This window comes from Pseudoxanthomonas sp. CF385 (assembly GCF_900104255.1).
Lineage (GTDB): Bacteria > Pseudomonadota > Gammaproteobacteria > Xanthomonadales > Xanthomonadaceae > Pseudoxanthomonas_A.
In genome coordinates, this window is sequence record NZ_FNKZ01000001.1 from 1,726,964 (window position 1) to 1,753,923 (window position 26,960).

Annotated in this window: 24 protein-coding genes; 13 read left to right on the top strand and 11 right to left on the bottom strand. The window is 68.8% G+C overall.

Annotation, left to right across the window (positions count from 1 at the left end; translation table 11 throughout):
* Positions 1–6: 6 nt before the first annotated feature.
* The 7 genes from nagZ (at position 7) to BLT45_RS08055 (ending at position 6,171) form a co-directional block, all read left to right on the top strand.
* Positions 7–1,014 (top strand): beta-N-acetylhexosaminidase, encoded by a 1,008-nt coding sequence (nagZ, locus tag BLT45_RS08025; protein WP_093297223.1) that lies wholly within the window; start codon positions 7–9, stop codon positions 1,012–1,014.
* Positions 1,014–1,583, top strand: coding sequence for a hypoxanthine-guanine phosphoribosyltransferase (locus tag BLT45_RS08030; protein ID WP_093297225.1), 570 nt, complete (start codon positions 1,014–1,016; stop codon positions 1,581–1,583). Before nagZ ends, BLT45_RS08030 begins: the two co-directional genes overlap by 1 nt.
* A 3-nt stretch (positions 1,584–1,586) precedes the next feature.
* Complete coding sequence (locus BLT45_RS08035; RefSeq protein ID WP_093297227.1) at positions 1,587–2,333, top strand: S-methyl-5'-thioinosine phosphorylase; 747 nt, start codon at positions 1,587–1,589, stop codon at positions 2,331–2,333.
* Positions 2,334–2,423: 90 nt separating this feature from the next.
* Entirely contained in the window at positions 2,424–2,630 is a 207-nt protein-coding gene (locus BLT45_RS08040; protein WP_055942196.1) for a cold-shock protein, read from the top strand.
* 91 nt (positions 2,631–2,721) lie between these two features.
* On the top strand, positions 2,722–3,954 hold the full coding sequence (locus BLT45_RS08045) for an FAD-dependent oxidoreductase (RefSeq protein ID WP_093297230.1): 1,233 nt from the start codon (positions 2,722–2,724) through the stop codon (positions 3,952–3,954).
* 76 nt (positions 3,955–4,030) lie between these two features.
* Positions 4,031–5,659, top strand: a complete 1,629-nt coding sequence (locus BLT45_RS08050; RefSeq protein ID WP_093298719.1) for an acyl-CoA dehydrogenase family protein — start codon at positions 4,031–4,033, stop codon at positions 5,657–5,659.
* Entirely contained in the window at positions 5,656–6,171 is a 516-nt protein-coding gene (locus BLT45_RS08055) for a L,D-transpeptidase family protein (protein WP_093297232.1), read from the top strand. The genes BLT45_RS08050 and BLT45_RS08055 overlap by 4 nt, the downstream gene beginning before the upstream one ends.
* 12 nt (positions 6,172–6,183) lie before the next feature.
* On the opposite strand, the gene fabR is transcribed toward BLT45_RS08055, so the two are convergent.
* Positions 6,184–6,837 (bottom strand): HTH-type transcriptional repressor FabR, encoded by a 654-nt coding sequence (gene fabR / locus BLT45_RS08060; protein ID WP_254771847.1) that lies wholly within the window; start codon positions 6,835–6,837, stop codon positions 6,184–6,186.
* Between the two features lie 106 nt (positions 6,838–6,943).
* On the opposite strand from fabR, the gene BLT45_RS08065 reads away from it, so the two are divergent.
* Both BLT45_RS08065 and BLT45_RS08070 read left to right on the top strand, forming a co-directional pair.
* Entirely contained in the window at positions 6,944–8,047 is a 1,104-nt protein-coding gene (locus BLT45_RS08065; protein ID WP_093297237.1) for a ferredoxin reductase, read from the top strand.
* A gap of 5 nt (positions 8,048–8,052) precedes the next feature.
* Positions 8,053–9,204, top strand: a complete 1,152-nt coding sequence (locus BLT45_RS08070; RefSeq protein ID WP_093297240.1) for a fatty acid desaturase family protein — start codon at positions 8,053–8,055, stop codon at positions 9,202–9,204.
* A 3-nt stretch (positions 9,205–9,207) separates the two neighbouring features.
* On the opposite strand, the gene BLT45_RS08075 is transcribed toward BLT45_RS08070, so the two are convergent.
* From BLT45_RS08075 to BLT45_RS08090, 5 genes are all read right to left on the bottom strand, one after another.
* Positions 9,208–9,588: a hypothetical protein gene (locus tag BLT45_RS08075; protein ID WP_093297242.1), complete on the bottom strand. Its 381-nt coding sequence runs from the start codon at positions 9,586–9,588 to the stop codon at positions 9,208–9,210.
* Between the two features lie 72 nt (positions 9,589–9,660).
* Positions 9,661–11,436, bottom strand: coding sequence for an ABC transporter transmembrane domain-containing protein (locus tag BLT45_RS08080; protein WP_093297245.1), 1,776 nt, complete (start codon positions 11,434–11,436; stop codon positions 9,661–9,663).
* Between the two features lie 85 nt (positions 11,437–11,521).
* Complete coding sequence (locus tag BLT45_RS08085) at positions 11,522–12,112, bottom strand: IMPACT family protein (RefSeq protein WP_254771807.1); 591 nt, start codon at positions 12,110–12,112, stop codon at positions 11,522–11,524.
* Complete coding sequence (locus BLT45_RS18485) at positions 12,109–13,236, bottom strand: hypothetical protein (protein WP_254771808.1); 1,128 nt, start codon at positions 13,234–13,236, stop codon at positions 12,109–12,111. The genes BLT45_RS08085 and BLT45_RS18485 overlap by 4 nt, the downstream gene beginning before the upstream one ends.
* The gene (locus BLT45_RS08090; RefSeq protein ID WP_056880716.1) at positions 13,233–13,787 is read right to left on the bottom strand and encodes an RNA polymerase sigma factor; all 555 of its coding nucleotides are present in this window, start codon (positions 13,785–13,787) and stop codon (positions 13,233–13,235) included. Before BLT45_RS08090 ends, BLT45_RS18485 begins: the two co-directional genes overlap by 4 nt.
* A gap of 259 nt (positions 13,788–14,046) precedes the next feature.
* On the opposite strand from BLT45_RS08090, the gene BLT45_RS08095 reads away from it, so the two are divergent.
* Complete coding sequence (locus tag BLT45_RS08095; RefSeq protein WP_093297250.1) at positions 14,047–16,956, top strand: bifunctional diguanylate cyclase/phosphodiesterase; 2,910 nt, start codon at positions 14,047–14,049, stop codon at positions 16,954–16,956.
* 51 nt (positions 16,957–17,007) lie between these two features.
* Here the strand turns inward: BLT45_RS08095 and BLT45_RS08100 are convergent, their stop codons facing one another.
* From BLT45_RS08100 to xseA, 5 genes are all read right to left on the bottom strand, one after another.
* Complete coding sequence (locus BLT45_RS08100; RefSeq protein WP_093297253.1) at positions 17,008–18,777, bottom strand: vWA domain-containing protein; 1,770 nt, start codon at positions 18,775–18,777, stop codon at positions 17,008–17,010.
* A gap of 138 nt (positions 18,778–18,915) precedes the next feature.
* Complete coding sequence (locus BLT45_RS18490; RefSeq protein WP_254771809.1) at positions 18,916–19,476, bottom strand: hypothetical protein; 561 nt, start codon at positions 19,474–19,476, stop codon at positions 18,916–18,918.
* A gap of 23 nt (positions 19,477–19,499) precedes the next feature.
* Positions 19,500–20,678 carry a glycoside hydrolase family 19 protein gene (locus BLT45_RS08110; RefSeq protein WP_093297255.1) on the bottom strand — a complete coding sequence of 393 codons (1,179 nt, stop codon included), beginning with the start codon at positions 20,676–20,678 and terminating at the stop codon, positions 19,500–19,502.
* Positions 20,679–20,708: 30 nt separating this feature from the next.
* Positions 20,709–21,371 carry a hypothetical protein gene (locus BLT45_RS18100; protein WP_139187961.1) on the bottom strand — a complete coding sequence of 221 codons (663 nt, stop codon included), beginning with the start codon at positions 21,369–21,371 and terminating at the stop codon, positions 20,709–20,711.
* 139 nt (positions 21,372–21,510) lie between these two features.
* Positions 21,511–22,839 (bottom strand): exodeoxyribonuclease VII large subunit, encoded by a 1,329-nt coding sequence (xseA, locus tag BLT45_RS08125; RefSeq protein ID WP_093298725.1) that lies wholly within the window; start codon positions 22,837–22,839, stop codon positions 21,511–21,513.
* A 118-nt stretch (positions 22,840–22,957) separates the two neighbouring features.
* Here xseA and BLT45_RS08130 point away from each other — a divergent pair, with 118 nt between their 5' ends.
* The 3 genes from BLT45_RS08130 to BLT45_RS08140 all read left to right on the top strand — a co-directional run bounded on the left by BLT45_RS08130 (position 22,958) and on the right by BLT45_RS08140 (position 26,944).
* Positions 22,958–24,220, top strand: a complete 1,263-nt coding sequence (locus tag BLT45_RS08130; protein WP_139187962.1) for a sialidase family protein — start codon at positions 22,958–22,960, stop codon at positions 24,218–24,220.
* A 61-nt stretch (positions 24,221–24,281) separates the two neighbouring features.
* Positions 24,282–24,680 (top strand): DUF2946 family protein, encoded by a 399-nt coding sequence (locus BLT45_RS08135; RefSeq protein ID WP_139187963.1) that lies wholly within the window; start codon positions 24,282–24,284, stop codon positions 24,678–24,680.
* A 62-nt stretch (positions 24,681–24,742) separates the two neighbouring features.
* On the top strand, positions 24,743–26,944 hold the full coding sequence (locus BLT45_RS08140) for a TonB-dependent receptor (protein ID WP_093297266.1): 2,202 nt from the start codon (positions 24,743–24,745) through the stop codon (positions 26,942–26,944).
* Positions 26,945–26,960: the final 16 nt, after the last annotated feature.

A 26,960-nucleotide genomic window follows, 5' to 3' on the forward strand; every position in this document is an offset into this window, starting at 1 on the left:
CCCGAAATGCTCGTCATCGGCATCGCCGGCACCGAACTCACCGCGCAGGAGCGCGACTGGCTGCAGCACGACGCCGTGGCCGGCGTCATCCTGTTCACCCGCAACTTCGCTTCGCGCGCGCAGGTGGCGGAACTGTCGCAGGCCATCCGCGCCGCCGCGCCGCGTCCGCAGTTGGTCTGCGTGGACCAGGAAGGTGGCCGCGTGCAGCGCTTCCGCGAGGGCTACAGCGACCTGCCTGCGCTGGAAGGCTTCGGCAAGCTGTATGCGCAGGACCCGACGCTGGCCCTGCAGCGCGCCGAGGAACATGCCTGGCTGATGGCCAGCGAGATCATCGCCAGCGGCGTGGACCTGAGCTTCGCCCCGGTGGTGGACCTGGCGCGCGGCAACCGCGCCATCGGCAATCGCGCGTTCGATGCCGACCCGCAGGTGGTGGCCGAGTTCACCCGCGCCTACGTGCGCGGCATGCACAGCGCCGGCATGGCCGCCACGCTGAAGCACTTCCCCGGCCACGGCACGGTGCTGGAAGACACGCATTTCGACGACGCGGTGGATCCGCGTCCGCTGGACGTGCTGCGCGCCGAGGACCTGGTGCCCTTCGTCGCCGGCATCGAGGCCAAGGCCGACGCGGTGATGATGGGTCACGTGAAGTATCCCGCCGTCGCTCCGGAGCCGGCGGGCTATTCGCCGTTCTGGATCCAGCAGGTGTTGCGCCAAGAGATGGGGTTCCGTGGCGTGGTGTTCTCTGACGACATCGGCATGGCCGCGGCGTTCTCGGCCGGCGGGGTGAAGCAACGCATCCACGACCACCTCGACGCGGGTTGCGACGTGGTGCTGGTCTGCTCGCCGAAACTGGTCGACGAGTCGCTGAAAGCGGTGGAAGGCCGCGCGTTGAACACCGCCGCCGTGCTCGGGGTGCTGGGCCGCGGCGCGCTGGGATGGGATGGGTTGATCGCGGATGCGCGCTACGGCGATACGCAGTCGCGTGTGATCGAAAGTCTTAAAGGAGTGGCTTGATGGAATCGCTGGGTAATCCGAGGCCGAAGCTGGCCGACGCGCTGGCCAACGCCGACCTGCTGGTCGACCGCGCGACGATCGACCGTGCCATTGCGCAGATGGCGGCGCCGATCGCGCGCGACTACGCCGGCGAAGTGCCGGTCTACCTGACCATCATGCACGGCGCGCTGCCGTTCGCCGGCCAGTTGTCGCTGGAGCTGGGCGCGCTGGGTCTGGACCTGGAGTTCGACTATCTGCACGCGACGCGCTACCGCGGCGAGACCACCGGTGGCGAACTGGTGTGGAAGCACCGCCCGGCGACGGCCCTCTACGGCCGCCGCGTGCTGCTGGTGGACGACATCCTCGACGAAGGCCACACGCTGCTCGCCGTGAAGCAGTGGTGCCTGGAGCAGGGCGCCACGGACGTGCGCATCGCCGCGCTGACGACGAAGCAGCACGACCGCTGCGTGGCGGGCATCTGCGCCGACTACGTGGGGCTGGAAGTGGCCGACCGCTATGTGTTCGGTTTCGGCATGGACTACCACGAGCAGGGCCGCAACCTGCCGGGCATCTACGCGCTGAAGGACTGAACCATGGGCGATATCGCGCTCGCCGTCATCGGCGGCACCGGCGTCTACGCGCTGGCGGACCTGCAGGACGTGCAGGCCCATGACTTCGATACCCGCTTCGGTGCACCGTCCGGCCCGGTCCGCGTCGGCCTGCTCGGCGGCCAGCGGGTGGCCTTCCTCGCGCGCCATGGCGAAGGCCACTCGGTGCCGCCGCACAAGATCAACTACCGGGCCAACCTGCAGGCGCTGAAGGACATCGGCGCCACGCGCGTGCTGGCGCTGAACACGGTGGGTGGCATCACCGACGCCTGCGGTCCGCGCGTGCTGGCATGCCCCGACCAGCTGATCGACTACACCTGGGGTCGCATCTCGACGATCTGTGAAGAACCGGGCACCGAGGTGCTGCATGTCGATTTCGGCGATCCATACACGCATTTACTTCGCCAGCAGATCCTGGCCGCAGCGCGCACGGCGGGCGTGGCGTTGGTGGATGGCGGATGCTACGGCGCCACCCAGGGGCCACGCCTGGAAACCCGGGCCGAGATCCGCCGCCTGCGCCGCGATGGCTGCGATCTGGTCGGCATGACCGGCATGCCGGAAGCCGGCCTGGCGCGTGAAATGGGCCTGGAGTACGCATGCCTGGCCATCGTCGCCAATTGGGCCGCAGGGTGCGGTACCGATGAGGAAATCACGATGGACGAAGTGCTGGCGAATGTCGCCGCGGCGTCCGCGGGTATCCCGGCCCTGGTGGAGGCGTTGGCACGCGGGTGATTGTCAACGCGCGCCGGGATTTGCATACTCGGCGCGTGTGACGCCTTGTCACACACACCACCCGCATCCAGAAAAGGAAACGCAAGCGCTATGCCGTACGGTACCGTGAAATGGTTCAACGATGCCAAGGGCTTCGGGTTCATCGCGCCAGAAGATGGCAGCGCCGATGTCTTTGCGCACCACACCGCCATCAACTCCAAGGGCTTCCGCAGCCTGCAGGAAGGCCAGCGCGTCAGCTACGAGTTGACCCAGGGCCCGAAGGGCGCACAGGCGTCAAACATCACGCCGGCAGCCTGATCCAAGACGATTTTCTTGAACCCCGCTCCGGCGGGGTTTTTTATGGCCGCGTTTCGGCGGCCTTGTGCGCCTCGCGCGAGCATCTGCACGCATGACTCCCCTGCACATCGCGATCATCGGCTACGGCACCGCGGGCCAGGCGGCCGCGCTGTCGCTGTCCCGCGATGGGCACCGGGTGGAGGTGTTCGAGCGTGCGCCGGAACCCGGACCGGTCGGTGCGGGATTCCTGCTGCAACCGACCGGCCTGCAGGTGCTGTGGGAGCTGGGCCTGTTCGCGGATGCGATGGCGCATGGACGTCGGGTCAACCGCCTGTACGGCGAGACGCCGTGCGGCCGTGCCGTGATGGACATGCGCTACCGGGGGCTGGATGCGCGCCTGTTCGGCCTGGGCATGCAGCGGGGCGCCCTGTTCTCGCTGCTGGACGCGGCATGGCAGGGGCAGGGCATCTTGCATCGTGGTCATGCCATCGCCGCGGTCAGCGACGACACGCGTCGCATCCGGGACCAGCATGGCCGCTGGCATGGCCCGTTCGATCTGGTGGTGGCGGCCGACGGTTCGGCCTCGGCACTGCGCGCCGCGACCGGCGCGGTGAAGCGCGAGGCGCCGTATCCCTGGGGTGCGCTGTGGCGGCTGGTGCCGCAGCAGGCATGGGCCTGGCCCGACGAACTGCGCCAACGCTACGTGGCCGCGCGCAAGATGATCGGCCTGCTGCCTGTCGGCACCCGGCCCGGCGATCCCGTGCCGCGGCTGAGTTTCTTCTGGAGCCTGCCCGTCGCCGACTTCGACGCCTGGCGCGCGCGCGGCCTGCCGGCATGGCGGGACGAGGTCGCCCGTCTGTGGCCCGAAGCGGACGCGTGCCTGGCCGACACCCTGGACCCCGACCAGCTGGCGCGCGCGAGTTATCGCGACGTGACCCTGCGTCAGTGGCATCGCGATCGTCTCGTCGTGCTTGGCGACGCCGCGCACGGCATGAGCCCGCAGCTGGGGCAGGGCGTGAACATGGCGCTGATGGATGCGATCGCGCTGCGCGACCAACTGCGCGTGCACGACGCCGTCGAGCCGGCACTCGCGGCCTACCAGCGCGTGCGCCAGGCGCACGTGGGCATCTACCAGTTCTGGAGCCGGTGGCTGACGCCGATCTTCCAGTCCGACCACGACGCTGTCGGATGGGCGCGGGATGTCGCCTTCCTTCCGCTGGGCAAGCTACCGGGCGGTCGTGGACACATGCTCCGCGTGTTGAGCGGCACCCAGCACGGCATGCTCGGAACGCTGCGCCTGACCCCTGCGTTCCTGCGGACGATCGAACAGATCGCACCGGGGTAACCGTTTCCCGTATCCGGGTGATTCCACCGCAGGGCATCGAACTGCGCGAGAATCGATGGAAGACCGGGAGCCGACGATGCCAGACCTGCCGCCTTTCGAAACCCATCGCGTCGACAACGTGCCGCCGCCCTTCGAGCCGCGCGACCTGTGGGCCGACGATGTCGCGCTCCGCGACGCGGTGCAGCGCGAAGGCGCCGCGGCGTTCGCCGCACGCCTGGCCGCTTACGGCGCGCTGGCCGGCGATGAGCTCTACCGGCTCGGCTTCGATGCCAATCGCGACCGGCCGCGCCTGCGCACGCACGATCGCCATGGGCATCGCATCGACAGCGTCGAGTTCCACCCGGCCTATCACCGTTTGATGGAGATCGCGAAGGCCCACGGGGTCGCGGGCCTGTCCTGGCACGCGCCGGCGCCCGGCGCGCACGTCGCGCGCGCGGCGCTCAGCTACCTGCACCACCAGGCCGAGGCCGGCACCAGTTGCCCGCTGACGATGACGCACGCGGCGGTGCCGGTGCTGCAGCGTGTCCCCGCGCTGCAGGCGTGGGCAGCGAAAGCCGCGGCGCCGCACTACGACCCACGCGACGTGCCCATCGCCGACAAGGCCGGCATCACCCTGGGCATGGGCATGACGGAGAAGCAGGGCGGGTCCGACGTACGCGCCAACGCCACCGTCGCCACGCCACGGGCCGACGGCGGCTACAGCCTCGTCGGCCACAAGTGGTTCTTCTCCGCGCCGATGTGCGACGGCTTCCTCGTGCTGGCCCAGGCCCCGGGCGGACTCACCTGCCTGCTGATGCCGCGCCGCCTGGAGGACGGGACGAAGAACGGCTTCCGGCTGATGCGCCTGAAGGACAAGCTCGGCGACTGGTCGAATGCGTCCAGCGAGGTCGAGTTCACCGACGCGCACGCGTGGCGCGTGGGGGAGGAGGGGCGCGGCGTGGCGACCATCATCGAGATGGTCATGCTCACGCGGCTGGATTGCATGCTCGGCTCCGCGGCCGAAATGCGGATGGCGCTGGCGCAAGCCGTGCACCATGCCCGCCATCGTCGGACGTTCGGGCAGCCGCTGGTCGAACATGCGCTCATGCAGAACGTGCTCGCAGACCTCGCGTTGGAGTCGGAAGCCGCCACGGCGTTGGCGCTGCGGGTCGCGCGTGCCGTGGATGCGGCTCCCCGCGATGCGGCGCAAGCCGCCTTCGCCCGCGTCGCCACCGCCGTGGGCAAGTTCTGGATATGCAAGCGCGCGCCGACGTTCGTCAACGAAGCCCAGGAATGCCTGGGCGGCGCGGGCTATGTCGAGGAGTCCGTCCTGCCGCGGCTGTACCGGCAGGCGCCGCTGAACTCCATCTGGGAAGGCAGCGGCAACGTGCAATGCCTGGACGTGCTGCGCGCGCTGTCGCGCGAGCCGGCGAGCACAGCGGCGGTGCTCGCTGAGCTCGATGCGTGCGCGGGGCGCGATGCGATCTTCGATGCCTTCGTCGCGCAGCTGCAGGCGGACCTGGCGCAGGCCCACGAGGGCGTGGCGCGTCGCCTGGTCGAGCGGATCGCGCTGGCGCTGCAGGCCGCCGTGCTGATCGGCGCGGGCAGTCCGGTGGCGACGCTGTTCGTCCGCAGCCGCCTGGGAGGCGAACAGGGGCGCGTGTTCGGCACATTGCCGGCGGGCGCGGATTTCCCCGCTGTGATCGGGCGGACGCTGCCGCCATGAAGACCCGTTTCGTCCGCTGGTTCACGGCCCTTCTGGTCGCATCGGGGCTCGCACCCGCACAGGCGCACGAGGCGGGCCGCCCCGCACCTGCGTTGCTGCCGGTCGCTCAGCAGGCCGACGCCATCCGGGTCTACAAGGCGCAGCGCCGGCTGGACCTGCTGCGCGCGGGGCGTGTCATCGCGACCTACCGCGTGGTGCTGGGCGGTGAGCCGGTGGGGCACAAGCGCCAGCAGGGCGACCAGCGCACGCCGGAAGGCGACTACCGCATCACTTACCGCAACGACCGCAGTCGCTTCCACCTGTCGCTGCGCATTTCCTATCCGGACGATGCCGATCGCCACCAAGCCGTCGCGCGTGGCGTGGATCCGGGCGGGGACATCATGATCCACGGCGCGACCCCGCCGGGTTCGCGGACGGACTGGACGGAAGGTTGCATCGCGGTCACCGATGCGGAGATGGATGCGATCTGGCAGCGCGTGCCGGTGGGAACCCCGATCCGCATCGACCCCTGACGCGCGTGGACGTCAGCGCGGTGCGGAGCGAGAGGCGAGGGCGCGCGAACCGGTCAGGATCAGGCGGACCATCTCGGAGAGTTCGTCGATGAGCTCGCCATCGCGCTCGGGCGGCAGGTCCATCGCCGTCGCGCCCATCGCGAATACCAGGCGGGTGATGGCGCGCGAGACGAGGGCCGGTTCGTGCAGCGGCGCGTTGTCACGGGCGGCCAGCCGGACGAGGTCCACGTGCAGTTCCTCTTCGAAGAACTGAAGTTCGCGTTCGACCGCGTGCTTGAATGCGTCGGAGCCGACGTTGCCCTCGCGCAGCAGCACGTGCAGCAGCTTGTCGTCGGCGCGCAGCTGTTCGATGAAGGCCTCCACCGAGCCGCGCACGACGCTGCGGTCGGTACTGGCCGCCCGGTGGCGCGCTTCGCCGATGATCTTGCGCAGCGAGCGACCGGCCAGGTCGATCAGCGCCACCGCGAGTTCGTCCATGTCGCGGAACTGGCGGTAGAAGCTGTTCGGCGCGATGCCGGCTTCACGCGCCACTTCGCGCAGGCTGAGCGTGGAGACGCTGCGGTGCGGGCCCACCAGCTTCAGCGCCGCGGCAAGCAGGTCCTCACGCGAAATCGTCGCCTTCCGGCCGGGGCCGTGGTCGTCGTGGGGCAGCGGATGCGGGTGCAGGGTCACGCGGGCAGGCCGGGCATACGGGGTGGTAGGGGCATCATAGCCGGGTAAATTAATATACAACTGTATACACAAACGTCTTCCCATGGGTATAGTGGCGGCCATGAACGCCCAGTTCCGCCCGTCCCCCCGCCGGCCCGGTCCCCTGAAACGCTTGATCCGGCCCCTCGTGAAGCCGGATGTCTTCGATTTCTGGGCCTCCCGTTTCCACCGCACCTGGACCTGGGAGCGCCCACTGGCGCGGCTGGTCGCCCGCGAAGCCGCGTCGGCGGATGCGGTCACCCTGCTGTTCAAGCCCAATCGCCACTGGGCCGGTCACCGCGCCGGCCAGCATGTGAACGTCGGCGTGGAGATCGGCGGCGTGCGGGTGACCCGCAGCTACAGCCTCACCGCACCGCCGCGTGCGGACGGCCTGCTGCCGATCACCGTCAAGGCGATCGAAGGCGGCAAGGTCAGCAGGCACCTGAGCCAGGCGGCCCGCATCGGCGACATCGTCGAGCTGGGCCAGGCGTTCGGCGACATGACGCTGCCGGCTTCGCCCCAAGGCGCGTTCCTGCTGTTGGCCGCCGGCAGTGGCATCACGCCGTTGATGGCGCTGGTGCGCGAGTTGGCCGGGCAGGGCATGCCGGCCGACCTGACGCTGCTGTATTGGGTGCGTCGGCGCGAGGAGGCCTGCTTCCTCGACGAACTGCGCGCGCTGGCGGCGGAGCATCCGCGCTTCCGCCTGCGGCTGCTGTTGACGCGCGACGCCGCGTCGGCCGGCGACGAAGCCGAAGGCCGCCTCGATGAGGCGTTGCTCGCCGCGCATGCGGGCGACCTGTCCACGCAGCAGGTGATGGCCTGCGGCCCGGGTGGCTTCGTCGAAGCGGCCCGGAGCCTGCTGGCGACGCAGGCGTCGTCGTTCCAGGCCGAAGCCTTCACGCCCCCGCCGGTCACCGTGATCGACGAGGGCGAAGTCGACATCCGCCTGAAACGCAGCGGGCGCACGCTGCGCGTGGCGCGCGGCGAATCCCTGCTGGTCGCGCTGGAGCAGCACGGGCTGAAACCGCCGTCCGGCTGCCGCATGGGCATCTGCAACACCTGCGCGTGCGGCAAGTCCGCCGGCAGCGTGCGCCACTTGCCCAGCGGCGACCTGTCCCACGAACCCACCCTGGCGTTGAAGCTGTGCACCCACAGCGCCGCCACCGACCTCGAGCTCGATCTCTGATGGCCATGTCCTCCTCACGCAATCGCAAGCTTTCCGTCGAAGAACTGGACCGCTTCGGCGAGGAACTCGACGCCCTGCGCGCACGCACGGTCGCCACGCTGGGCGCGCGCGATGCGCGCTACATCCGCAACGTGGTGAAGGCGGTGCGTTTCAGCAACCTCACCGGCCGCGTGCTGCTGTTCGCTGCGGCGATCGCCGGCGGCCTGTGGCTGGCCGACAGCGCCGTGGGCTGGCTGTTCTGGGTGCTGTGGGCGCTGGGCGCGTTCTCGCTGGGCCTGGGCAAGATCCTGGACAACATGGAGTTGGGCCACAACGTCATCCACGGGCAGTACGACTGGATGGGCGACCCCCAGCTCAACGGCAAGACCTACGATTGGGACATCGTGGCGACCAGCGACAACTGGCGGCACACCCACAACTTCCGCCACCACACCTATACCAACGTGCGTGGGCTGGACGACGACATCGGCTACGGGCTGCTGCGGATCTTCCCCGAGCAGAAATGGCGTCCGTTCTATCTGGTGCAGCCGTTCGTCGCGGTGGTGTTCGCGCTGCTGTTCCAGTGGGGCATCGCCATCCAGGACCTGAAGCTGGGCCGCTGGTGGAGCGGCAAGATGACCAACAAGCAGCTGCGCCGCAAATCCGCGCCGGTGGTGCGCAAGATGGGCAAGCAGCTGGCGAAGGATTACGTGATCTACCCGGCGCTGGCCGGCCCGTTCTTCCTGCCGGTGCTGCTGGGCAACATGGTCGCCAACGGCCTGCGCAACGTGTGGACCTACGTGATCATCTTCTGTGGCCACTTCACGGCCAATGCGGAGACGTTCCCGAAGGAATGCATCAAGAACGAATCGCGCGGCCATTGGTACCTGCGCCAGCTGCGCGGCTCGTCGAACCTACGCGGCGGTTTCCTGATGAACGTCATGTCGGGCAACCTGAGCCACCAGATCGAGCACCATTTCTTCCCCGACATCCCGGCCAACCGGTATGCGGAGATGGCGCGTGAAGTACGCGCGATCTGCGCGCGCTACGGCCAGCACTACAACACCGGCACGCTGCTGACCCAGTTCGGCCAGGTGTGCTGGCGGATCGTGCGTCATGCCTTCCCCAGCCGGCCGCGCCACCTGCCGGCGTTGGTCGCCGCCGACGCCGTCGCGTAGCCGCTAGCACGGGTCTTCCGGGGACGTCGCCCTCGCCGCGAGGGCGATCCGGCGCTTGAGCCGCCACTCGGCGAAGAACGACGCCGCGATCAGGCCGGTGCCCAGCAGGCCCAGCCACTGGAACCACGGGTTCTCGAAGACATCATCGGCCAGGTCGTTGTCCTGCAGCTGCAGGCGCAGCAGCCGGACTTCGGTGGCGAGCGCGGTCGCGCCGCTCGGGTTCCGGGGCAGGGACGCTTCCGCCTTCGATGCGAGCCGCGCGAGATGGGCCTGTTCCGCCTGATCCGCGTTGTCGCGACGCTCCACGGTGACCACCAGCGCGCTGGTCAGCAGGATCAGCAGCGTGCCCAGGCCACGCAGCAGCGGCGGCAACGAGTCGGACATCGGGCGCGGCTCCCGGAGACGATGCCCCGCATCCTAGACCACGCGCCGCGCGAATGTCGTGCGGCGGTGGCGTCAGTCGAGGAATTGCAGGCGCGCGAGTTCGGCATACAGGCCGCCCTGCGCCAGCAGTTCGGCATGCGTGCCCTGGGCGACGATGCGGCCGCGATCCATCACGACGATGCGGTCGGCCTTCAGCACGGTGGCCAGGCGGTGCGCGATCACCAGGGTGGTGCGGCCGTCCATCAGCCGTTCCAGCGCATGCTGCACGGCGCGCTCGCTCTGCGCATCCAGGGCGCTGGTGGCTTCGTCCAGCAAGAGCACCGGCGCGTCCTTCAGCAAGGCGCGGGCGATGGCGATGCGTTGTTGCTGGCCGCCTGACAGGCGTGCGCCGCGCTCGCCGAGCGGGCTGTCGAACCCTTCCGGCAGTTCGCGGATGAAATCGTCCGCTTCGGCGGCTTCGGCCGCGGCCTGCAGTTCGGCGTCGGTGGCGTCCAGCTTGCCGTAGCGGATGTTCTCCGCGGCGCTGGCCGCGAAGATCGTCGGCTGTTGCGGCACCAGCGCGATCTGTTCGCGCAGATCGGTCGGGTCGAGTTCGCGCAGGTCCACGCCGTCCATGCGCACGCTGCCGGCCTGCGCATCGTGGAAGCGCAGCAGCATCGAGAACACGGTGCTCTTGCCGGCGCCGGAGGGGCCGACCAGGGCGACGGTCTCGCCCGGATGGACCGTCAGGCTGAAATCGTCCAGAGCGGGCAGGTCAGGGCGCGAGGGATAGTGGAAGGAGACATCGTCGAAGCGGATCTCGCCCTTCACCGGTGAGGGCAGGGCGCGCGGCGTGGCGGGTGCATGGATGGCCGGGGATTCGTTGAGCAGTTCGGCGATGCGGCCCATGCCGCCGGCGGCACGCTGCAGTTCGTTCCAGACTTCCGCCAGCGCGCCCACCGAGCCGCCGCCGATCAGCGCATAGAACACGAACTGGCCCAGCTCGCCCGTCGTCATGCGCCCGGCGATCACATCGTGCGCACCGGACCACAGCACCAGCACGACCGCGCCGAACACCAACGTGATGACGGTAGCGGTGACCAGCGATTGCGCGCGAATGCGCTTGCGAGCGGTTTCCACCGCGACGGCGACCGCGTCGCCGAAACGCTTGAGTTCGTAGCCTTCGCGCGCATGCGCCTGCACGGTGCGCACGGCGCCCAGTGTCTCGCTGGCGAGCGTGTTGGCGTCGGCGACGCGGTCCTGGCTGGCACGCGAAGCCTTCTCCAGCCGGCGCGCGCCGAGCACGATCGGCAGGACCGCCAGCGGGATGCCGACCAACGCATAGGCCGCCAGCTTCGGGCTGGTGACGAACAGCATCACGATGCTGCCGATCACGGTGATGCTGCTGCGCAGGGCCACCGACATGCTGCTGCCGACCACGCTGCGCAGCAGTTCGCTGTCGGCGGAAAGTCGCGAGACGAGTTCGCCGCTGCGGGTGCGGTCGTGGAACTCCGCGTCCAGGCCGACCAGGTGGCCGTACAGCTGGCGGCGCAGGTCGGCGACGACGCGTTCGCCCAGCAGGGAGACGAAGTAGAACCGGGCGGCGCTCGCCACGGCGAGGACGAGCACGACGATGAAGACGCCCAGGAACACGCGGTCGATGTTGCCGCCGCTGTGGAAGCCGCCGTCGATCATCTGTTTGAAGGCGACCGGGAAGCTCAGCGTCGCCGCCGAGGCCAGGCCCAGCGCGCACAGCCAGGCGGCGAACAGGCCCCCGTGCTGGCGCACGAACGGCCACAGCGCACGCAGCGTGCCGAGCTTGGCCTTGGGTTTCGAGGGGGCGGACGTGTCGGTGGCGCTGTCGGTCATCGGGAGGGTCGTATCAAGGCGACTGTGGGAGGGGCTGTGCGTCCATCGACGGCCACAGCGCCTCCCGCATGCGCCTCGCGCGCCGTCAGGCCGAGGCCGGCAGCACGCGCACCCGATTACGGGTGGCGTCGCGCAGCTGGGTTTTCAAGGCGTCCACGCGGTCGACCGGCAGTTCGAGCACCAGCCGGGCGCCGGATTCGTCGAACGTTTCATCCTGTTTCACGGCCTGATGGGCGCCCAGCGCACCATGCACCACGCCCAGATCGTCGAACGGGCAGGTCAGCACGAGGGCCGCCATCGCCACGACCGGCAGCCGTGGCGCCTGCCGCAGGCATTCCGCCGCGGCGCCGCCGTACGCGCGCACCAGGCCACCCGCGCCCAGTTTGATGCCGCCATACCAGCGGGTTACGACCACCATCACCCGGTCGTAGCCCTGACCGTCGATCGCCGCGAGGATCGGGCGCCCGGCGGTGCCCGCAGGTTCCCCATCATCGCTGGACCGGTACTCGCTCCCGATCCGGTAGGCCCAGCAGTTGTGCGTGGCATCGGGTGTGGCGACCTCGCGCAGGAAGGCCAGTGCCTCGTCCGGTGTGGCGACCGGTGCCGCCAGGGCGAGGAAACGGCTGTGCTTCACCTCCAGCAGATGGGAGGCCCGCGCCGCGAGCGTATCGGTCACGGCGTGCCCAGCAGCGGGCGCAGGTCGTCGGGTACGCGCTGGAAGGGATGCTCCTGCACGAACAATTGCAGGCTGCGCAGCGCGTTGGCACTGTCGCCCAGGTCGCGGCGCAGGCGGATGCGGTCCAGCCATTCGGCCGGTGCCAGGCGGGTGTCTTCGTCCACCGGCACCTGCAGCTCGGTGCGGCGCAGGGTGTTGCGCGCCACGCTGGGCGCCGAGGCGCCCGTGCTGGCGGCCGGCGCGGGAGCAGGCGGAGGCGGAGGCGGCGCCGCAGCGGGCGCGGCACTGAAGCCGTCCTGCCGCGAGATGCGCGACCCGGTGACCATGACCGAATCCAGCGTGTCCGACGTATCGGCAGCGGCCTTGGCCTCGCTCGCCCGTCGCTCGCTTTCGCTGCGCAGCTGCTGCTCGCGTTGCTGTTCCGCCAGGACGCGCTGGCGGGTTTGCTGCTGCAGCGCGCGTTCCTCGGCGTCGGCGGCGGCCGCGCTCGCGCGATCTTCAGCCACTTCGGGGAACGCTTGCGGTGCGGTGGCTTTGCGGGTCAGTGCCGGCTCGGCGGGCGCGGGCAGGCCCGGCACGGCAGGGATCATCGACAGCGGCCCGCGTTTGGGCGCCGCCTCCTGGCGCGCGGCGGCCTCCGCATTCCTGCGGGCCGGGCTGGCGGGCGGCGCCGGTGCGGCCTCGATCACGGGCGGGGCGATCTGCCGGACCGGCGGCGGAGGTTCGTAGGCCTCGACGGGGGGAGGTGCCGCAGCCGCGTCCATCTCCGCGGCAGCCGCCGCATCGGCGGCCTGTTCCGCGGGCGCGGACATGACCGCGGTCTCGCGCTTGGCCAGCACAGGCACTTCGCTGGCGACCGGCACCTGCTGGGTGGGCCGCAGTTGCCACGCGATCCCGGCGGCCAGCAGCACCGACGCGGCCACGCCCATGCCCAGCGGCCAGCGCCGGCGCGCCGGTGGGACCGTGGCGCCACGCGGGCCGGGTGCGTCCTGCACGGCGGCGCGGGCAGCGCCGAGGATGCGCGCGTCCAGACCGGGCGATGGGCCGCCGTGCGGTCCCAGCCTGGACAGGGACTGCGCCAGGGCGCGTTCTTCGGGCGTCAGGGGTTCGTGGGGCGTCTTCATTCGTTCAACCTCGACCGCAACCGGTCCATCGCGTACCGCAACCGCGATTTCACGGTCTCCCGGCCCACGCCGGTGATCTCGCCGATTTCCTCCAGGGTCAGTTCCTGCTCCAGCCGCAACAACAACACTTCCCGCTGCTCGGGCGGCAACTCGTCCATCGCCACCTGCAACCGCCGGCGCTGCTCGAATTCCGACAGTTGCCGCTCGGGCGTATCCGGATCCGGAACGCGCTCGGTGCGCGCCTCCGCGTCCTCCGGGGTTGCCGGCCGGTGCTTGAGTGCGCGCCAGTGGTCGTTCAGCCGATTGTGCGCGATCCGGTACAGCCAGGTCCCGAACGCCGCTTCCGGTTTCCAGCCCTGGCGTGCCGCGATCACGCGCTGCCAGGTGTCCTGGAAGAATTCATCGGCCATCGCCGCATCGCGCAGATGCCGCAGCAGGAAGCGGTACAGCGGTCCGCGATGCCGCGCGTAGAGCTGCTCGAAGGCTGACGCATCGCCGGCGGCATAGGCCAGCATCAGGGTTTCATCGGCAGGTTCGGCAAGGTCGTTCACCGCCACCAGCGTAAGCGGTCCGTGCGCGGGCGTGAAGCCGCCGCGAGGAGACGCGGCCGCCGCGTTCAGCCATCCGGTCGCGGATGTTCGCGGGGCGGTAAGCGAGGACGCGGCGGGGGCGAGGGGCGGGCACACAGGGAAGTGAACGCCTCGCGGCGCGCGATGGGGTTGCGCGGCGGTTTCCGTTCAGGGGGCGGCAGGCGGTATGCTCGGCAGGGGGATATCCAGATACACGCACCGTCTCTGTCGGGACACGGTCATGCCTACGCCATCGATCAGCGCAGACAATCCGGCCAGCACACCCGCGTCGCCCGCAGAGCGGATCGCGTCGATCCTGCGTGGGCTGCTGCCGCCGGGCGCCGAGCTGGCGCTCTGCTGGCGGGACTGGGCGTTGGGCAACGGCGCCGGTGCCACGCCGGGCGCGTCCCCCTCGCTGCGCCGTCGCGCCGAACATGCACTGGCGGAGGCGCTGGTCGAACACGACGGCCCCGAACTGCGCGTGCATGCGTGGGACAACGCCGATGGCAACGCACGGGTCGCCTTGGCCGTGGCCCTGCCGCATCCGCTCTCGGCGGGGGAAGAGGAATCCTGGCTGCTGCTGGCGCGCACGCTGCTGGTCACCACGCTGGACGCGTCGCGCGCGCAGGCGCGCATCGTCTCGCTGGAGAAGTCCAAGCGGCTGCAGCAGGCGCTTTACGAAATCGCCGATCTCGCCGGCGCCGACCTTGAGATGCCGGAGATGCTCCGCCGCATCCATGCGGTGGTGAATTCGCTGATGTACGCGGAGAACTGCTACATCGTCCTCTACGACGACCAGCGCCGCACGGTGCGGTTCCTGTACTTCGCCGACCAGCGTGATCCCTACATCGCCGAGGCCGAGCGCGAGTTCGGCGAAGAGGAGATGGCCAACAGCATGACCTTCGCGCTGCTGCGCCACGGCCAGCCGCTGCGCGGCCCCTCGGCCGTGATCCGGCAGAAGCTCGGCGTCATCCGCGATCCGTCCCACGGCCCCGACAGCCTGGACTGGCTGGGCGTGCCGATGCGGCGCGACGACCGCGTCTGCGGCGCGATCGTCGTGCAGAGCTACGACACGCCCGCCAGCTACGCGGACGAGGACCGCGCGCTGCTGGGTTACGTGGCCCAGCACATCCTGACCGCGCTGGACCGCAAGCATGCGCACGTGGAGCTGGAGCACCGCGTGGCGGTGCGCACCCACGAACTGCAGCGCGCCAACCGCGAGCTGCAGGCGGAGATCATGGAGCGCAAGCGCGCCGAGAAGCTGCAACGCGCGCTGTTCCGCATCACCGACCTGGCGATCACCTCCGAGAGCCTGGAACGTTTCTACGCCGACGTCCACGTGGTGGTGGACGAACTGATCAACGCCCGCAATTTCTACATCGCGCTGGTTTCCGACGACGGCGAAGCGCTGAACTTCCCGTACTCGATCGACGACCGCGACCCGATGCGCAAGGCGCGGCGGATGACCAACGGCCTGACCGAGTACGTGGTCGCCACCGGCCGGCCGCTGCTGGCGGACCGGGAGGTCATCGGCCAGCTTGCCGAGGCGGGCAAGGTGCTGCAACACGGGCCTCCCGCCCACAGCTGGCTCGGCGTGCCGTTGTTCCGCGGCGAGGACGTGGTCGGCACGGTCGTGGTGCAGAGCTACACCGACGACGTGAAGTTCACCGCCCACGACCAGAACCTGCTGACGTTCGTCGCCCACCACATCGGCAACGGCCTGGACCGGCAACGCACGCAGGAACGCCTGCGCAGTGCGCATGCCGAACTGGAGCGCCGCGTGGAAGAGCGCACCCGCGAACTGAACGAAGCCAACCACCAGCTGCGCGCCCAGATCGGCGAGCGCCTGCGCGCGGAGCAGCAGCTCACCTACCAGGCCACGCACGACGCGCTGACCGGCCTGCCCAACCGGCCGCACCTGCTTGACCGTCTGTCGGCGGCGATCGAACGCGCGCGCCATGGCGACGGTCAGGCGTTCGCGGTGCTGTTCCTGGACCTGGACCGGTTCAAGCTGGTCAACGACAGCATGGGCCACGCCGCCGGCGACGAACTGCTGGTGGAAGTCGCCCGCCGGATCACGATGAGCGTGCGCGACGACGACGTGGTGGCGCGGCTCGGCGGCGACGAATTCGCGCTGCTGGTCGAGTACGCCGACGGCGTGGAGAACGTGCGCGATTTCGCCCAGCGTCTGCTGGCGGTGCTGGGCCGACCCATGTGGGTGGCGGGACGCGAACTTTTCCCGTCGGCCAGCCTCGGTATCGCCATCTGGCATCCGCGCTACCGCAACGGCGAGGAACTGCTGCGCGACGCGGATGCGGCGATGTACCGCGCGAAGGAGCAGGGACGCGACCGTTCCGCGGTGTTCGACGAAGCCATGCGCGAAGCCGCGATGCAGAGCCTGGACCTGGAAGCCGATCTGCGCCGCGCCATCAACAACCGCGACTTCCTGCCGTTCTACCAGCCTATCCGCCGGATGGACGACGGCCGCGTGATCGGCCACGAAGCACTGCTGCGCTGGCAGCACGAACGCCGTGGCCTGCTGCTGCCGGCCGAGTTCATCGGCCTGGGCGAGGACAGCGGGCTGATCGAGCAGGTCGACTGGCTGCTCTACGAACAGGTCGTGCGGCAGATCGCGCGCGGCGTGGAAGGCTACATCTCGGTCAACGTGTCGCCGCGGCATTTCCGCTCGCCGGATTTCGCCGACCGCCTGCTGGCCATGTTCGAAGCCCAGGGTGCCGATCCCTCGCAGTTGCGCCTGGAGATCACCGAGGTCGCGCTGCTCGACGACGCGCCCCGCACGCTGCGCATCCTGCGCACACTGCGCCAGCACGGCATCCTCGCCCAGCTGGACGACTTCGGTACCGGTTTCTCGGCGCTGTCGTACCTGCACCGGTTCCCGATTTCAGTGCTCAAGATCGACCGCAGTTTCGTCTCCGGATTGGGCAGCGAAGCGCGCCCCGAAAGCCTGGCGCTGGTGCGCGCGATCCTCGCGCTGGCCGGCACGCTGGGCATCGAGACGATCGCCGAAGGCGTGGAAACCGAAGAGCAGCGCCAGTCCCTGGTGGAACTGGGCTGCCATCTGGGGCAGGGCTACCTGCTGGGTCGGCCGGCGGCGCAGATGGCCGTGGCGACCGCGCTCGACACGCTCTGAGTCGCGCGCCGAAGGTGCGGCGCGGCATCCCTGCCGCTGCCGCTTGAACCATCACTCACCGGCGATCGCCGGGGCATCCGTCTGCGTGGCGACCAGGCGGTGCGCCTGATCGATCAGGCCGATGAACTCGGCCTTCAGCCCGTACGGATCGCGACCCGTTGCACCGCGTGCTGTGCGTGCGACGTCCGTCCACGCCCAACCATCGATGCGCTTCCCGCCGCGCAGCAGGTCGGCATAGGCGGCAACCGCGGTGGCGAAGCGGAACGCCTCGCTGGGCTGCGATATCAGCATGCTGCGTGCGATCGGCGCTTCGATCAGCCGGCTGGCATCCTGCCCGGGCAGCTTGTAGCGCAGGCGCAGGTGGGCGACTTCATCGGTCGCGACGCCGGCCGCCACCGTCTTGCCGCCGTAACGCAGTGCCGGCAGGCGATCCGCCCCCGAACCGACCGGGGTGATTTCGTACAGGGCGGTGACCTCGTGCCCGGCGCCGATATCGCCCGCATCGACTTTGTCGTTGGCGAAGTCTTCGTTCGCCAGCACGCGGTTTTCGTAGCCGATCAGCCGGTACTCGGCGACCACGGCCGGATTGAACTCGACCTGGATCTTCACGTCGCGCGCGATAGTCAGCAGGGTGGACTGCATCTCCTCGACCAGCACTTTGCGGCCTTCCTGCAGCGTGTCGATATAGGCGTGGGTGCCATCGCCGACATCGGCCAGCTTTTCGGCCAGGGCGTCGTTGTAGTTGCCGGTGCCGAAGCCCAGCGTGGTCAGGGCGATGCCGGACTTGCGCTGGTCGGCCACCATCGTCTCCAGCGCATCTTGGCTGACGGTGCCGACATTGAAGTCGCCATCGGTCGCCAGGATCACCCGGTTGACGCCCTCGGGCACGAAGGCCTGTTTCGCCATCGCGTAGGCCAGGCGGATGCCGTCGCCGCCGTTGGTGCTGCCGCCCGCTTGCAGCCGGTCGAGTGCGGCGAGGATTTCGCCATGGCGGTCGCCCGGCGTGGGCGGCAACACCAGGCCGGCGGAGCCGGCATAGACGACGATGCTGACGCGGTCCTGCGCCCGCAACTGCGTCACCAGTTGCGTGAAGGACTGCTTCAGCAGCGGCAGCTTGTCGGGCGATTCCATCGAGCCCGAGGTATCCAGCAGGAAGACGAGGTTGGCCGGCGGCAGCGTCGCCTTCGGCACGTCGTAGCCCTTGATACCCACCATCAGCACCTGGCGCTGGGCGTTCCAAGGCGCGGGGGCGAGTTCGGTGGTCACGCGGAACGGACGGCTGCGGTCGTTGGGGGCGGCGTGGCCGTAGCGGAAGTAATTGACGAACTCCTCGGCGCGCACCGCATCGGCGGGCGGCCGCTGGCCATCACGCAGCATGCGCCGCACGTTGCTGTAGCTACCGGTGTCCACGTCCACGGAGAACGTCGACACGGGCTCATCCAGCGTTCGACGCACCGGGTTGTCGTCGCGTTCGGCGTACTTCTCGGTGTTGGCGGGTTGAGTTTGCGGGTACGCGACCACGCCCGCGGAAAAGCTCTCCCGGTAGGCCACCGACGCGGGTGCGGGCGGCGGAGGGGGCGCATAGGCATAGCCGGGTACGGCGGCCTTCGCCTGCCGCGAAAGACGCGCGCCGGTGACGACGACACTGTCCAGCGTGCTGCGCTCACGGCGCTCGGTTTCCGCACTTGCGGCGGCATCAGCCGCGGTGGCAGCGGCCAGCGCCGCTTCCTCTGCCGGTGCCTGCTGGGCGGTCGGGTTGGAAGTGCAGCCGGCGAGGACGGCGACGGCAAGCAGGGTGAGGTTAAGACGACGGTGCGACATGGCGTGACTCCGTGGCGGGGACGGAAGGTCGAACGCACGGGGTCGGGGAGTGGGGTTAACGGTGCGGCTTGGATGTAAGGGTTGCCCCGCCTAGCGGCGAGGACACTCCGAGGTGCTCCTGGCTTACGCGACCCGCCGCTAAGGCCTCGGCTTCGCTTGCCGATACTCCCCGCGCTCGCCCTGCCGTAGACCCTTGGGGTCGATATGGACGCAGATGCGATCGCCGCAAAGGGTGGCGTCGGACGCGTAGTAGGCTTGCAGCACGGGGATCGCAGCGTCGTAGCGATTGAGCTCGCCTCTCGCCGTGGCTATCTCGCGTCGGTAGTGGCTGACTGAGGCCCACCCCGCGAATGCCAGCAGCAGCGACAGTGATCCGGCTGCGCAGGTCCACGACCATGCAATTCTGTGGGCCCTCCGCAACTGGATCGACATAGTCGATACATCACGACTGTACTGCGATGCCAGTGGCGCCAAGACATTGTTCGCCTCTTCGCCAATGCGAATCGTAGCGCTCCGGACAATCTCGCTAATGCGCTGATCGGCCAATCCAACCCCTTTGTGGAGCGACGCCATTTGCTGGTCGAACGAGGCTTGAATATGCGCTTCTCGCTGCTCGATCTTCGCAATGAGTGCCGCTTGCAGCTTGAGCGAGCTGTGAAGGGACGATAGGGCATCCCGAACTGAATGGTCATCGGACATAAGCGCTCCTTGCTTGCTTCTTGTCAGGTCCTTGCTCCAGGCGACTCCAGCTGCCTGGCCATTTCTTGCTGTTGAGTTTCTTCCATCCGTTGTGGAGTCGCTGGCTCGCGTGCCCATTCTTCCAAGGCTCGAACGTGCGGCGACTGAGCGATTCGCGTACATGCCTCAGAGATTGCTGTCTCATCTCGGCTGGCTAGTGCGGACGCGAGTCTGTCCAACTCGGCGTTGCCGGTGCCACTAAGTCCGACCACCGCACCATGCTGCTGCTTGTGATTCGAGGATTCGATACCAATGCGCTCATCGGTTGCGGGTGGATCTTGGCGCTGCCGTAGCTCGCGTTCTATTGTTTCCAGTGTTGCGGGATCGGCGCGGCCCGTAGTGGGAACGGCTTGTTGCTCTTGAAAGAGTCGTATGGCTTGCTCCGTCTCCCGGGTGAACGTGTCGCCTTCAGGGACCTGCCGATTACGTTCGGCCCGCACGTCCAGTGCCCGCAGATGGCTATTGAGTTGGCGAACTTCCCCGCCGTCTTCGAAGCGGCGCAGTGCGCCATCTTCCATTGCAGGCCGGTCCTGTGTAGGGGCGATGCCCGCTCCAGCGCGGATGCGCCCCAGATCCAATTGGGCGACGAAGTCCGGGGTGAGTGCAGCGTGCCAGGCGTCATATCGGTTGAGGCGATCCTTCAAGCCGTTCTCGCCGTTGTTGATCGCAAGTGTCGCGCGCGTGACATCATCTCTATCCTGTTCGGGTACCTGGTTCTGCCAGAACCAGATCGCGATTCGCTCAGCGTTGTCGCGATCCGAAGCGAGGGCGGGGTTGGCTATCAAGTCGAGATTGAGGGCTTCGTCGGCAGCTCGATAGTTGTTCTCGCCGGTCAGTTGCGTGTAGCCACGGCCGCGATACAAATAGCCATCCCCCGCGTTGTCGTTGCCCATGCGTTCCCCGTACATCAGTCGGCCCAGTTCCCGAGGTCGGCCTTCTAAAGCTTCCTGGCGGGCATTCTCCAGTGCTTGTGCGCCTTCACGCCACGCGGAACGAACGGGGATCTGATGGATGCCTCGTGTGTACCTGAAGCTTTCCTCAAGGCGCGTGAATCCTGTGGATTCATGGCCCATCTGCGCCATGAAATTGGCCATTTCTTCGCGAGATGTAATGCCAGCGTCGCGAGCGGCTCGCAGCATTGAAATTTCATGTTCACTAGGCATCGACGAAATCCTTGTCGAAATAGGTGCCGGTCAGGGGAGCGCGTCGGCTGGATAGTCTTCCGATGAGAAGGTCGCCATGGACACTTCGCCAAAATCGATTGGCGTCAATCGCCTCTCTGCGGAGTTGCCGTCTACACGGTCGATTCCGCCATGTACGATGCTAGTCAGTAACCAGAGTTTGCGCTCGCGCGCATACTCGAATCGGTACTGGCTTGACCACAGCTCGCGCGAACCCCCCTCGAATCGGAACAAGATTTCGCCAGGTTCGATACGTATATCCTGCAGGGGGTCGCCCATCATGCCCCCGCACGTGGAGCACGGAATCGCTTCAGGGTTAATGAGGGCCTTACTCAAGCGATGATGCTCGTCGCGGCGCAGCAGAAGAAGCTGTCGTTGACTGGCTTGAGCGCGGTCGCCACCTTGCTCGAGGACCACCAGTATGTCTTCGTCACCATCATTGTCGACGTCGCCGCGGGCCACTGCTTGAATGACGGTCTCCGCTGGTGCGAGATATTCGAGGTCACTGCAACTGACGTCAGGGGGGGATGTGTTGCACCATCCAACGGATGTCCCTTCGCTGATGCCGACTCCGTAGAGTTGTGGAGCCCGATCGTGCGCGCACGCAACCAATCCGCTGAATAGGAGGCTCGTAAAACCGATCCCTGCTCGAACTCTCCATGTTTCGATAGGCATGTGGCGATCCTGCCGTTGTCGCGTTGGCAGGAGTGTAGTCATGGACGGAGGTTCCCGGAGCAGGTTGTTCACTAATGTGACGTTGATAACGTGCTGTCCGGACAAGGGAACCGTCACATCAACGTGTTGTCGGGAGGTTTCACTCCACGCGGACCCTCAGTGTCCCGTCCACCAGTCGCGCGTTCAGCGTCTCATTGACCTCGACCTGCGCCACCGACCGCACCAGCGTGCCGTCCTCCTTCGTCACCAGGGCATAACCGCGGGCGACGGTGGCCAGCGGGCTGACGGCTTCGAGTGAGCGGGCGAGGCCGCGCAGGTGCAGGGCTTCGCGCTGCAACGTGCGCGCGATGGCGGCTTGCGGGCGTGGGGCGAGGGCGAGCAGGCGTGCGCGCAGGTGGTCGAGGCGGCGCTGGGGCGCGTGCGCGCGCAGGATGGCGTCGGCATGCCGAAGGGTGGCAATGCGCCGTGCCTGGCGATCGCGCCAGAGCGCGTGCAGGCGACGCACCGCGTCGTCCTGACGACGCCGCAGCAGGTCCAGTCGCGCTTGCGGGCGCAGGGCGTTCAAGCGTAGCGCGGCGCGATCCGCGCGCTGCATCAGGTTGCGCAGGCGATGCGCATGCGCGGTGGCCAGGCGTCGCTGCAGGTTGTGTACGCGGGCGAGCAGGTCGCGGCGATCCGGCACCAGCAGTTCGGCGGCGACCGATGGCGTGGGCGCGCGCAGGTCAGCGGCGAAGTCGGCCAGGCTGAAGTCGGTTTCGTGGCCCACGGCGGACACCACCGGCACCGGCGAGGCGGCGATCGCGCGCGCCAGGCGCTCATCGTTGAAGGCCCACAGGTCTTCCAGCGATCCGCCGCCGCGGGTGACCAGCACCACGTCGTAGCGGCCACTGCGCGCGGCGCGTTGGAGCATGTCCACCATCTGCGCCGCGGCCGTCTCGCCCTGCACCTGCACGGGCAACACGTCCACCTCCAGCAACGGGTAGCGACGCTGCAGCACGCTCAGCACGTCGCGCACCGCTGCGCCGGTGGGCGAGGTGACGACGGCGAGGCGCCGCACATGCGCCGGCAGCGGGCGCTTGCGGTCCGCATCGAACAGGCCTTCGGCCGCGAGTTTCGACTTCAGCTCCTCGAACGCGCGCCGCAGTGCGCCTTCGCCGGCCTCTTCCATATGGTCGACCACCAGTTGGTAGTCGCCGCGCGCTTCGTACAGTGTCAGCCGGCCGCGCGCGAGCACGCGCAGGCCTTCGCGCGGGGCGAACTTCAGCCACTGGCTCTTCGGCTTGAACATCGCGCACTTCACCTGCGCGCGCGCGTCCTTCAGGGTGAAGTACAGGTGGCCCGACGCCGGCCGGGTGACGTTGCCGAGTTCACCTTCCACCCAGATCAGCGGGAACGTGTCTTCCAGCAGGTTCCGCGCAAGCGCGTTCAGCTGGCTGGGCGAGAGGATGTCGCGGGCGGTGTCGGTCATGCGGGAAGGATAAACGGTGGGGCCGGCCGGCGCCGCGAAGGCCTGCGACACGCGGTCGCGGTCGCCCGGGCGCGTTCCATGGTGGAATGCGCGAGTCTAGATGGCTGGAGTCGTCCGCATGCCCGTATCCCGCTGGTGCGTTCCCGTGGTGCCAGTCCTGCTCGCCGCGCTCGCCGGATGCGGACCCGATGCGCCAGCAGCGAAAACCGATCCGGCTCCCTTGGTGGAGGCACAGGCGTTGCCGTCGACGGCCGGCGCCGCGCAGCCCGACCTGGTCGCCACGCCGGATGGCTCGCTGCTGCTGAGCTGGGTGGAGCCGGTCGGAGACAGCGGCCACCGTCTGCGCTTCAGTCGCCTGGTCGAGGGCGAAGCCGCGTGGGCTGCGCCACGCATCATCGCCGAAGGGTCGGGCTGGTTCGTCAATTGGGCCGACACACCGCATGTCTTTGCGCTGCCGGACGGGTCATTGTGGGCGCACTGGTTGCGCAGCACCGGACCGTCGCGGATGGACTATGGCATCGACCTGGTGCGTTCCGCCGATGGTGGCGCGACCTGGTCAGCGCCGACGCTGGTGCCGCCCACGGCGAAGCAGGGCGACAACGGCTTCGTGACGTTCTGGCCGCAGGGCCGCGATCGGTTGGGTGTCGCGTGGCTCGACAGCCGGCAGAAGTCGCCCGGCGATGGCCATGCGCATCACGACGATCACGGCAGCGGCGCGATGATGCTGCGCGCGGCGCTGTTCGACACCGAGGCGACGCAGCAGGCCGAATGGGCCCTCGATGCCTCCACCTGCGACTGCTGCACCACCGCGTCCGCGATCACCGACCGCGGCACCGTGGTGGTCTACCGCGGCCGCACCACCGGCGAAGTCCGCGATACGCGTCTCGTGCGTTTCGACGGGAACGCCTGGACGGCGCCGCGCGACGTGCATGCCGATGGCTGGGAGATCGCGGGCTGCCCGGTCAACGGGCCCGTCGTGGTGGCCGACGGGCCGCGCGTGTGGGTCGCCTGGTACACCGAGGCCGAGGGCCTGCCGGAAATCCGCGCGGCGCGTTCGGACGATGCGGGCGACACGTTCACCGCCCCGGCCACCCTGGCCAAGGGCGAGCAGGTGCTGGGGCGGCTGGGGCTGGCGCGGGGCGACGGGCACCTACTGGTCAGTTGGCTCGAACAGGCAGGGGATGCCCAGCGACTGGTGCTGGCGCGCTATGACGGCGAGTGGAAGGGCGCACGGCGCGCCGAGGTCGCCACGCTCGCCGCGCGCGGGCGCGCCAGCGGCATGCCGCGCCTGCAGTGGTCGCATGGCGCCGCCTGGCTGGCCTGGACCGACGTGGTCGATGGCGCCCCGCAGGTGCGCGGTGCGCGGGTGACGTTCCCGTAATGACGCGGCTGCGACACCGGGTCGCAGCCGATTCTCCGGGGCCACCGTCTACCATGCCGCGGTGATCCGCACGTCCGCCTTCCTCCGACCGATGCTGCAGCTGGCCTTGCTTGCCGCGCTGCTGATGGCGTTCGCGCCGTCGGTGACGCGTTGGGTGGGCACGGCCGGGTCGCAGGTGCTGGCGGGCTGGACCGAGCTGTGCACGACCGATGGCATGAAGTGGGTCGATACGCGGATCACGTCGCCCGCCAAGAAATCGCCGCCGCCCGCCGGCCTGCCATCGGGTGCCGACTGCGCGTACTGCACGCTGGCCGTTGCGCTGCCGGTGCTGTTGCTCTGCCTCGCGCTGCTGTTCCCGCGCCACGCCGCCGACGTCATCGCACGCGTCGTGGCGCTTCCGCGTGTGGATCGATTGCGTCTGCGCGGCTTGGGCGGGCAGGGGCCGCCCGTCCTGCTCTGAACCACAAGACCTTCCGTTGATCGTGCGGCCCGTGCGCCGCGTCCTTGTGCTTTGGAGTGTCCATGTCCCTGTCCTCTTGCGCGACGCTGCGAGCGTCGCGCCTCGCCGTGGCCGTCGCCGCGGCGTTGTCCCTTCCCCTTGCTGCCCGTGCGGCCGACAGCGTCACGCTGCCGGATGGGTCGCGCGCCACCCAACTCGATACCGTCGAAGTCGAAGGCCACGCCGCCGATCTCGACCAGGCCGCCGGTACCGGGACCCGGCTGGCGCTGAGCGTCATGGAGACCCCGGCCTCGGTGACCGTCATCGATCGCGGTACGCTGGATCGGCGCGGCGTGCGCACCACCCAAGATGCCTTGTCAGGCATCCCCGGCCTGACGGTCGCGTCACCGCCCGGCAACGGCAACGCAGTGACCTACCGTGGCTTCTCCGGCAGCCAGATCACCCAGCTGTTCAACGGCATCGATGTGCAGTACGCGAGCATCGCCGCGCGACCGGTGGACGCGTGGCAGTACGAACGGGTGGAGGCCATCGGTGGACCGTCCAGCTTCCTGTACGGCGCGGGTGCAGTGGGTGGCACGATCAACTACGTGACCCGGCTGGCGCGCCTGGACCGCGACGAAGCGGCCGTGCAAGCCTCGTGGGCTGCGTTCCGCGACGCCACGCTGGCGATGGGCGCCAACCTGCGCATCGGTGGCGATGACGCGCGCCAGGCGATCCGGTTGGATGTCAGCACTCGCGACGCGGAGACTGGCATCGACCAGCAGCGGCGCGAGGCCACGACGCTGGCGGCCTCCTGGTTGGTGCAACTGGCACCCACGCTCCGCCACACGCTGGCCGTGGAAGTTCAGGAGGAAGAAGACCATCGTCCGTACTGGGGCACGCCGGTGCGCCAGCCCGCGTCCGGACGCCTGTCGGTACTGCCGGCGACGGTGGGTCGCAACTACAACGTCGCCGATGGCTATTACGGACAGGACGTGCGATGGGCGCGCTCGTTGCTGGAATGGACGCCGGGCGAGCGCGATACGGTGCGCAACACGGTGTACCACTACGACGCGTTGCGCGACTACCGCAATGTCGAGAGCTACCGTCTGACGCCCGACAACGACGGCGTGATCCGTTCCGGCGCGTTGCTGCAGCGGCACGATCAGCAGCTCTACGGCAACCGGCTGGAATGGACGCACGAAGGCGCGCTGTTCGGCCTGCCCACGCAATGGGCCACCGGTCTGGACGTCAGTTACAACCGGCAAACGCGTTTTCCGCTGTCGTTGCCGGCGACCGTGGACACGGTGGCACTGGACGCGGTGACGCCGGGGCACTTCCTCGATGTGCCGGGCGCGTCCCTCGTCCACACCCCGGACCGCACGAACCGGCTGCATACGCAGGCGGTCTATCTCGAAAACCTCACGCACCTGACGCCGGCGGTGTCGCTGCTGACCGGCCTGCGTCGCGACCGCATCGTGCTGGACGTGGTGAACCATCGTGCGGCGACCAGCACCAATCCGGCCCGCTTCGAGCGGACGTACACGCCCACCACCGGCCGTGTCGCGTTGAACTGGGCGTTCACGTCACAGGCCAGCGTGTACGCGCAGTACAGCACCGCCGCCGATCCGCCGGCCGGCATCCTGAGTACCGCCAACTTCGCCACGTTGCGCGATTTCGATCTCACCACCGGGCGCCAGGGCGAAATCGGGGCGAAGCTGCAATCGCAAGACGGGCGCAGTTTCGCCACGCTGGCGGCGTACCGCATCGTGCGCCGCGATCTCGCCATCACCGATCCCGCCAATCCGGGGCAGACCTTGCCGGTCGGCCAGCAATCCGCGCGCGGTGTGGAAGCGTCGTTCGGCTGGCGCCCGTCGGATGCGCTCACCGTTGAAGGCAATCTGGCTTGGGTCGATGCGGCGCTGGATGACTTCTACGAGAACGTCGGTGGCCTGTCGGTGTCGCGTGCGGGCAACCGGCCCACCAACACGCCATCCCGCGTGGGCAACCTGTGGGTGGACTATGCCTTCGATCCCCGCTGGCGCGCAGGCGTGGACCTGCGCGGCGTCTCGTCGCGGCACGCCAACGCCGCGAACACCCTGTCCACTGCCGGCTACGCCACCTGGGGTGCACACGTGGGCTTCGCATGGAACGACAGCACGGAGCTGATCGTGCGCGGCCGCAATCTGGGCGACCGTACCTACGTGGCGTACACGCTGGGCGGCACGATGGTCTATCTCGGCGATCCGCGCAGTTGGGAGATCATCCTGCGCAAGCGGTTCTGATGCCATCGCGCTGCGG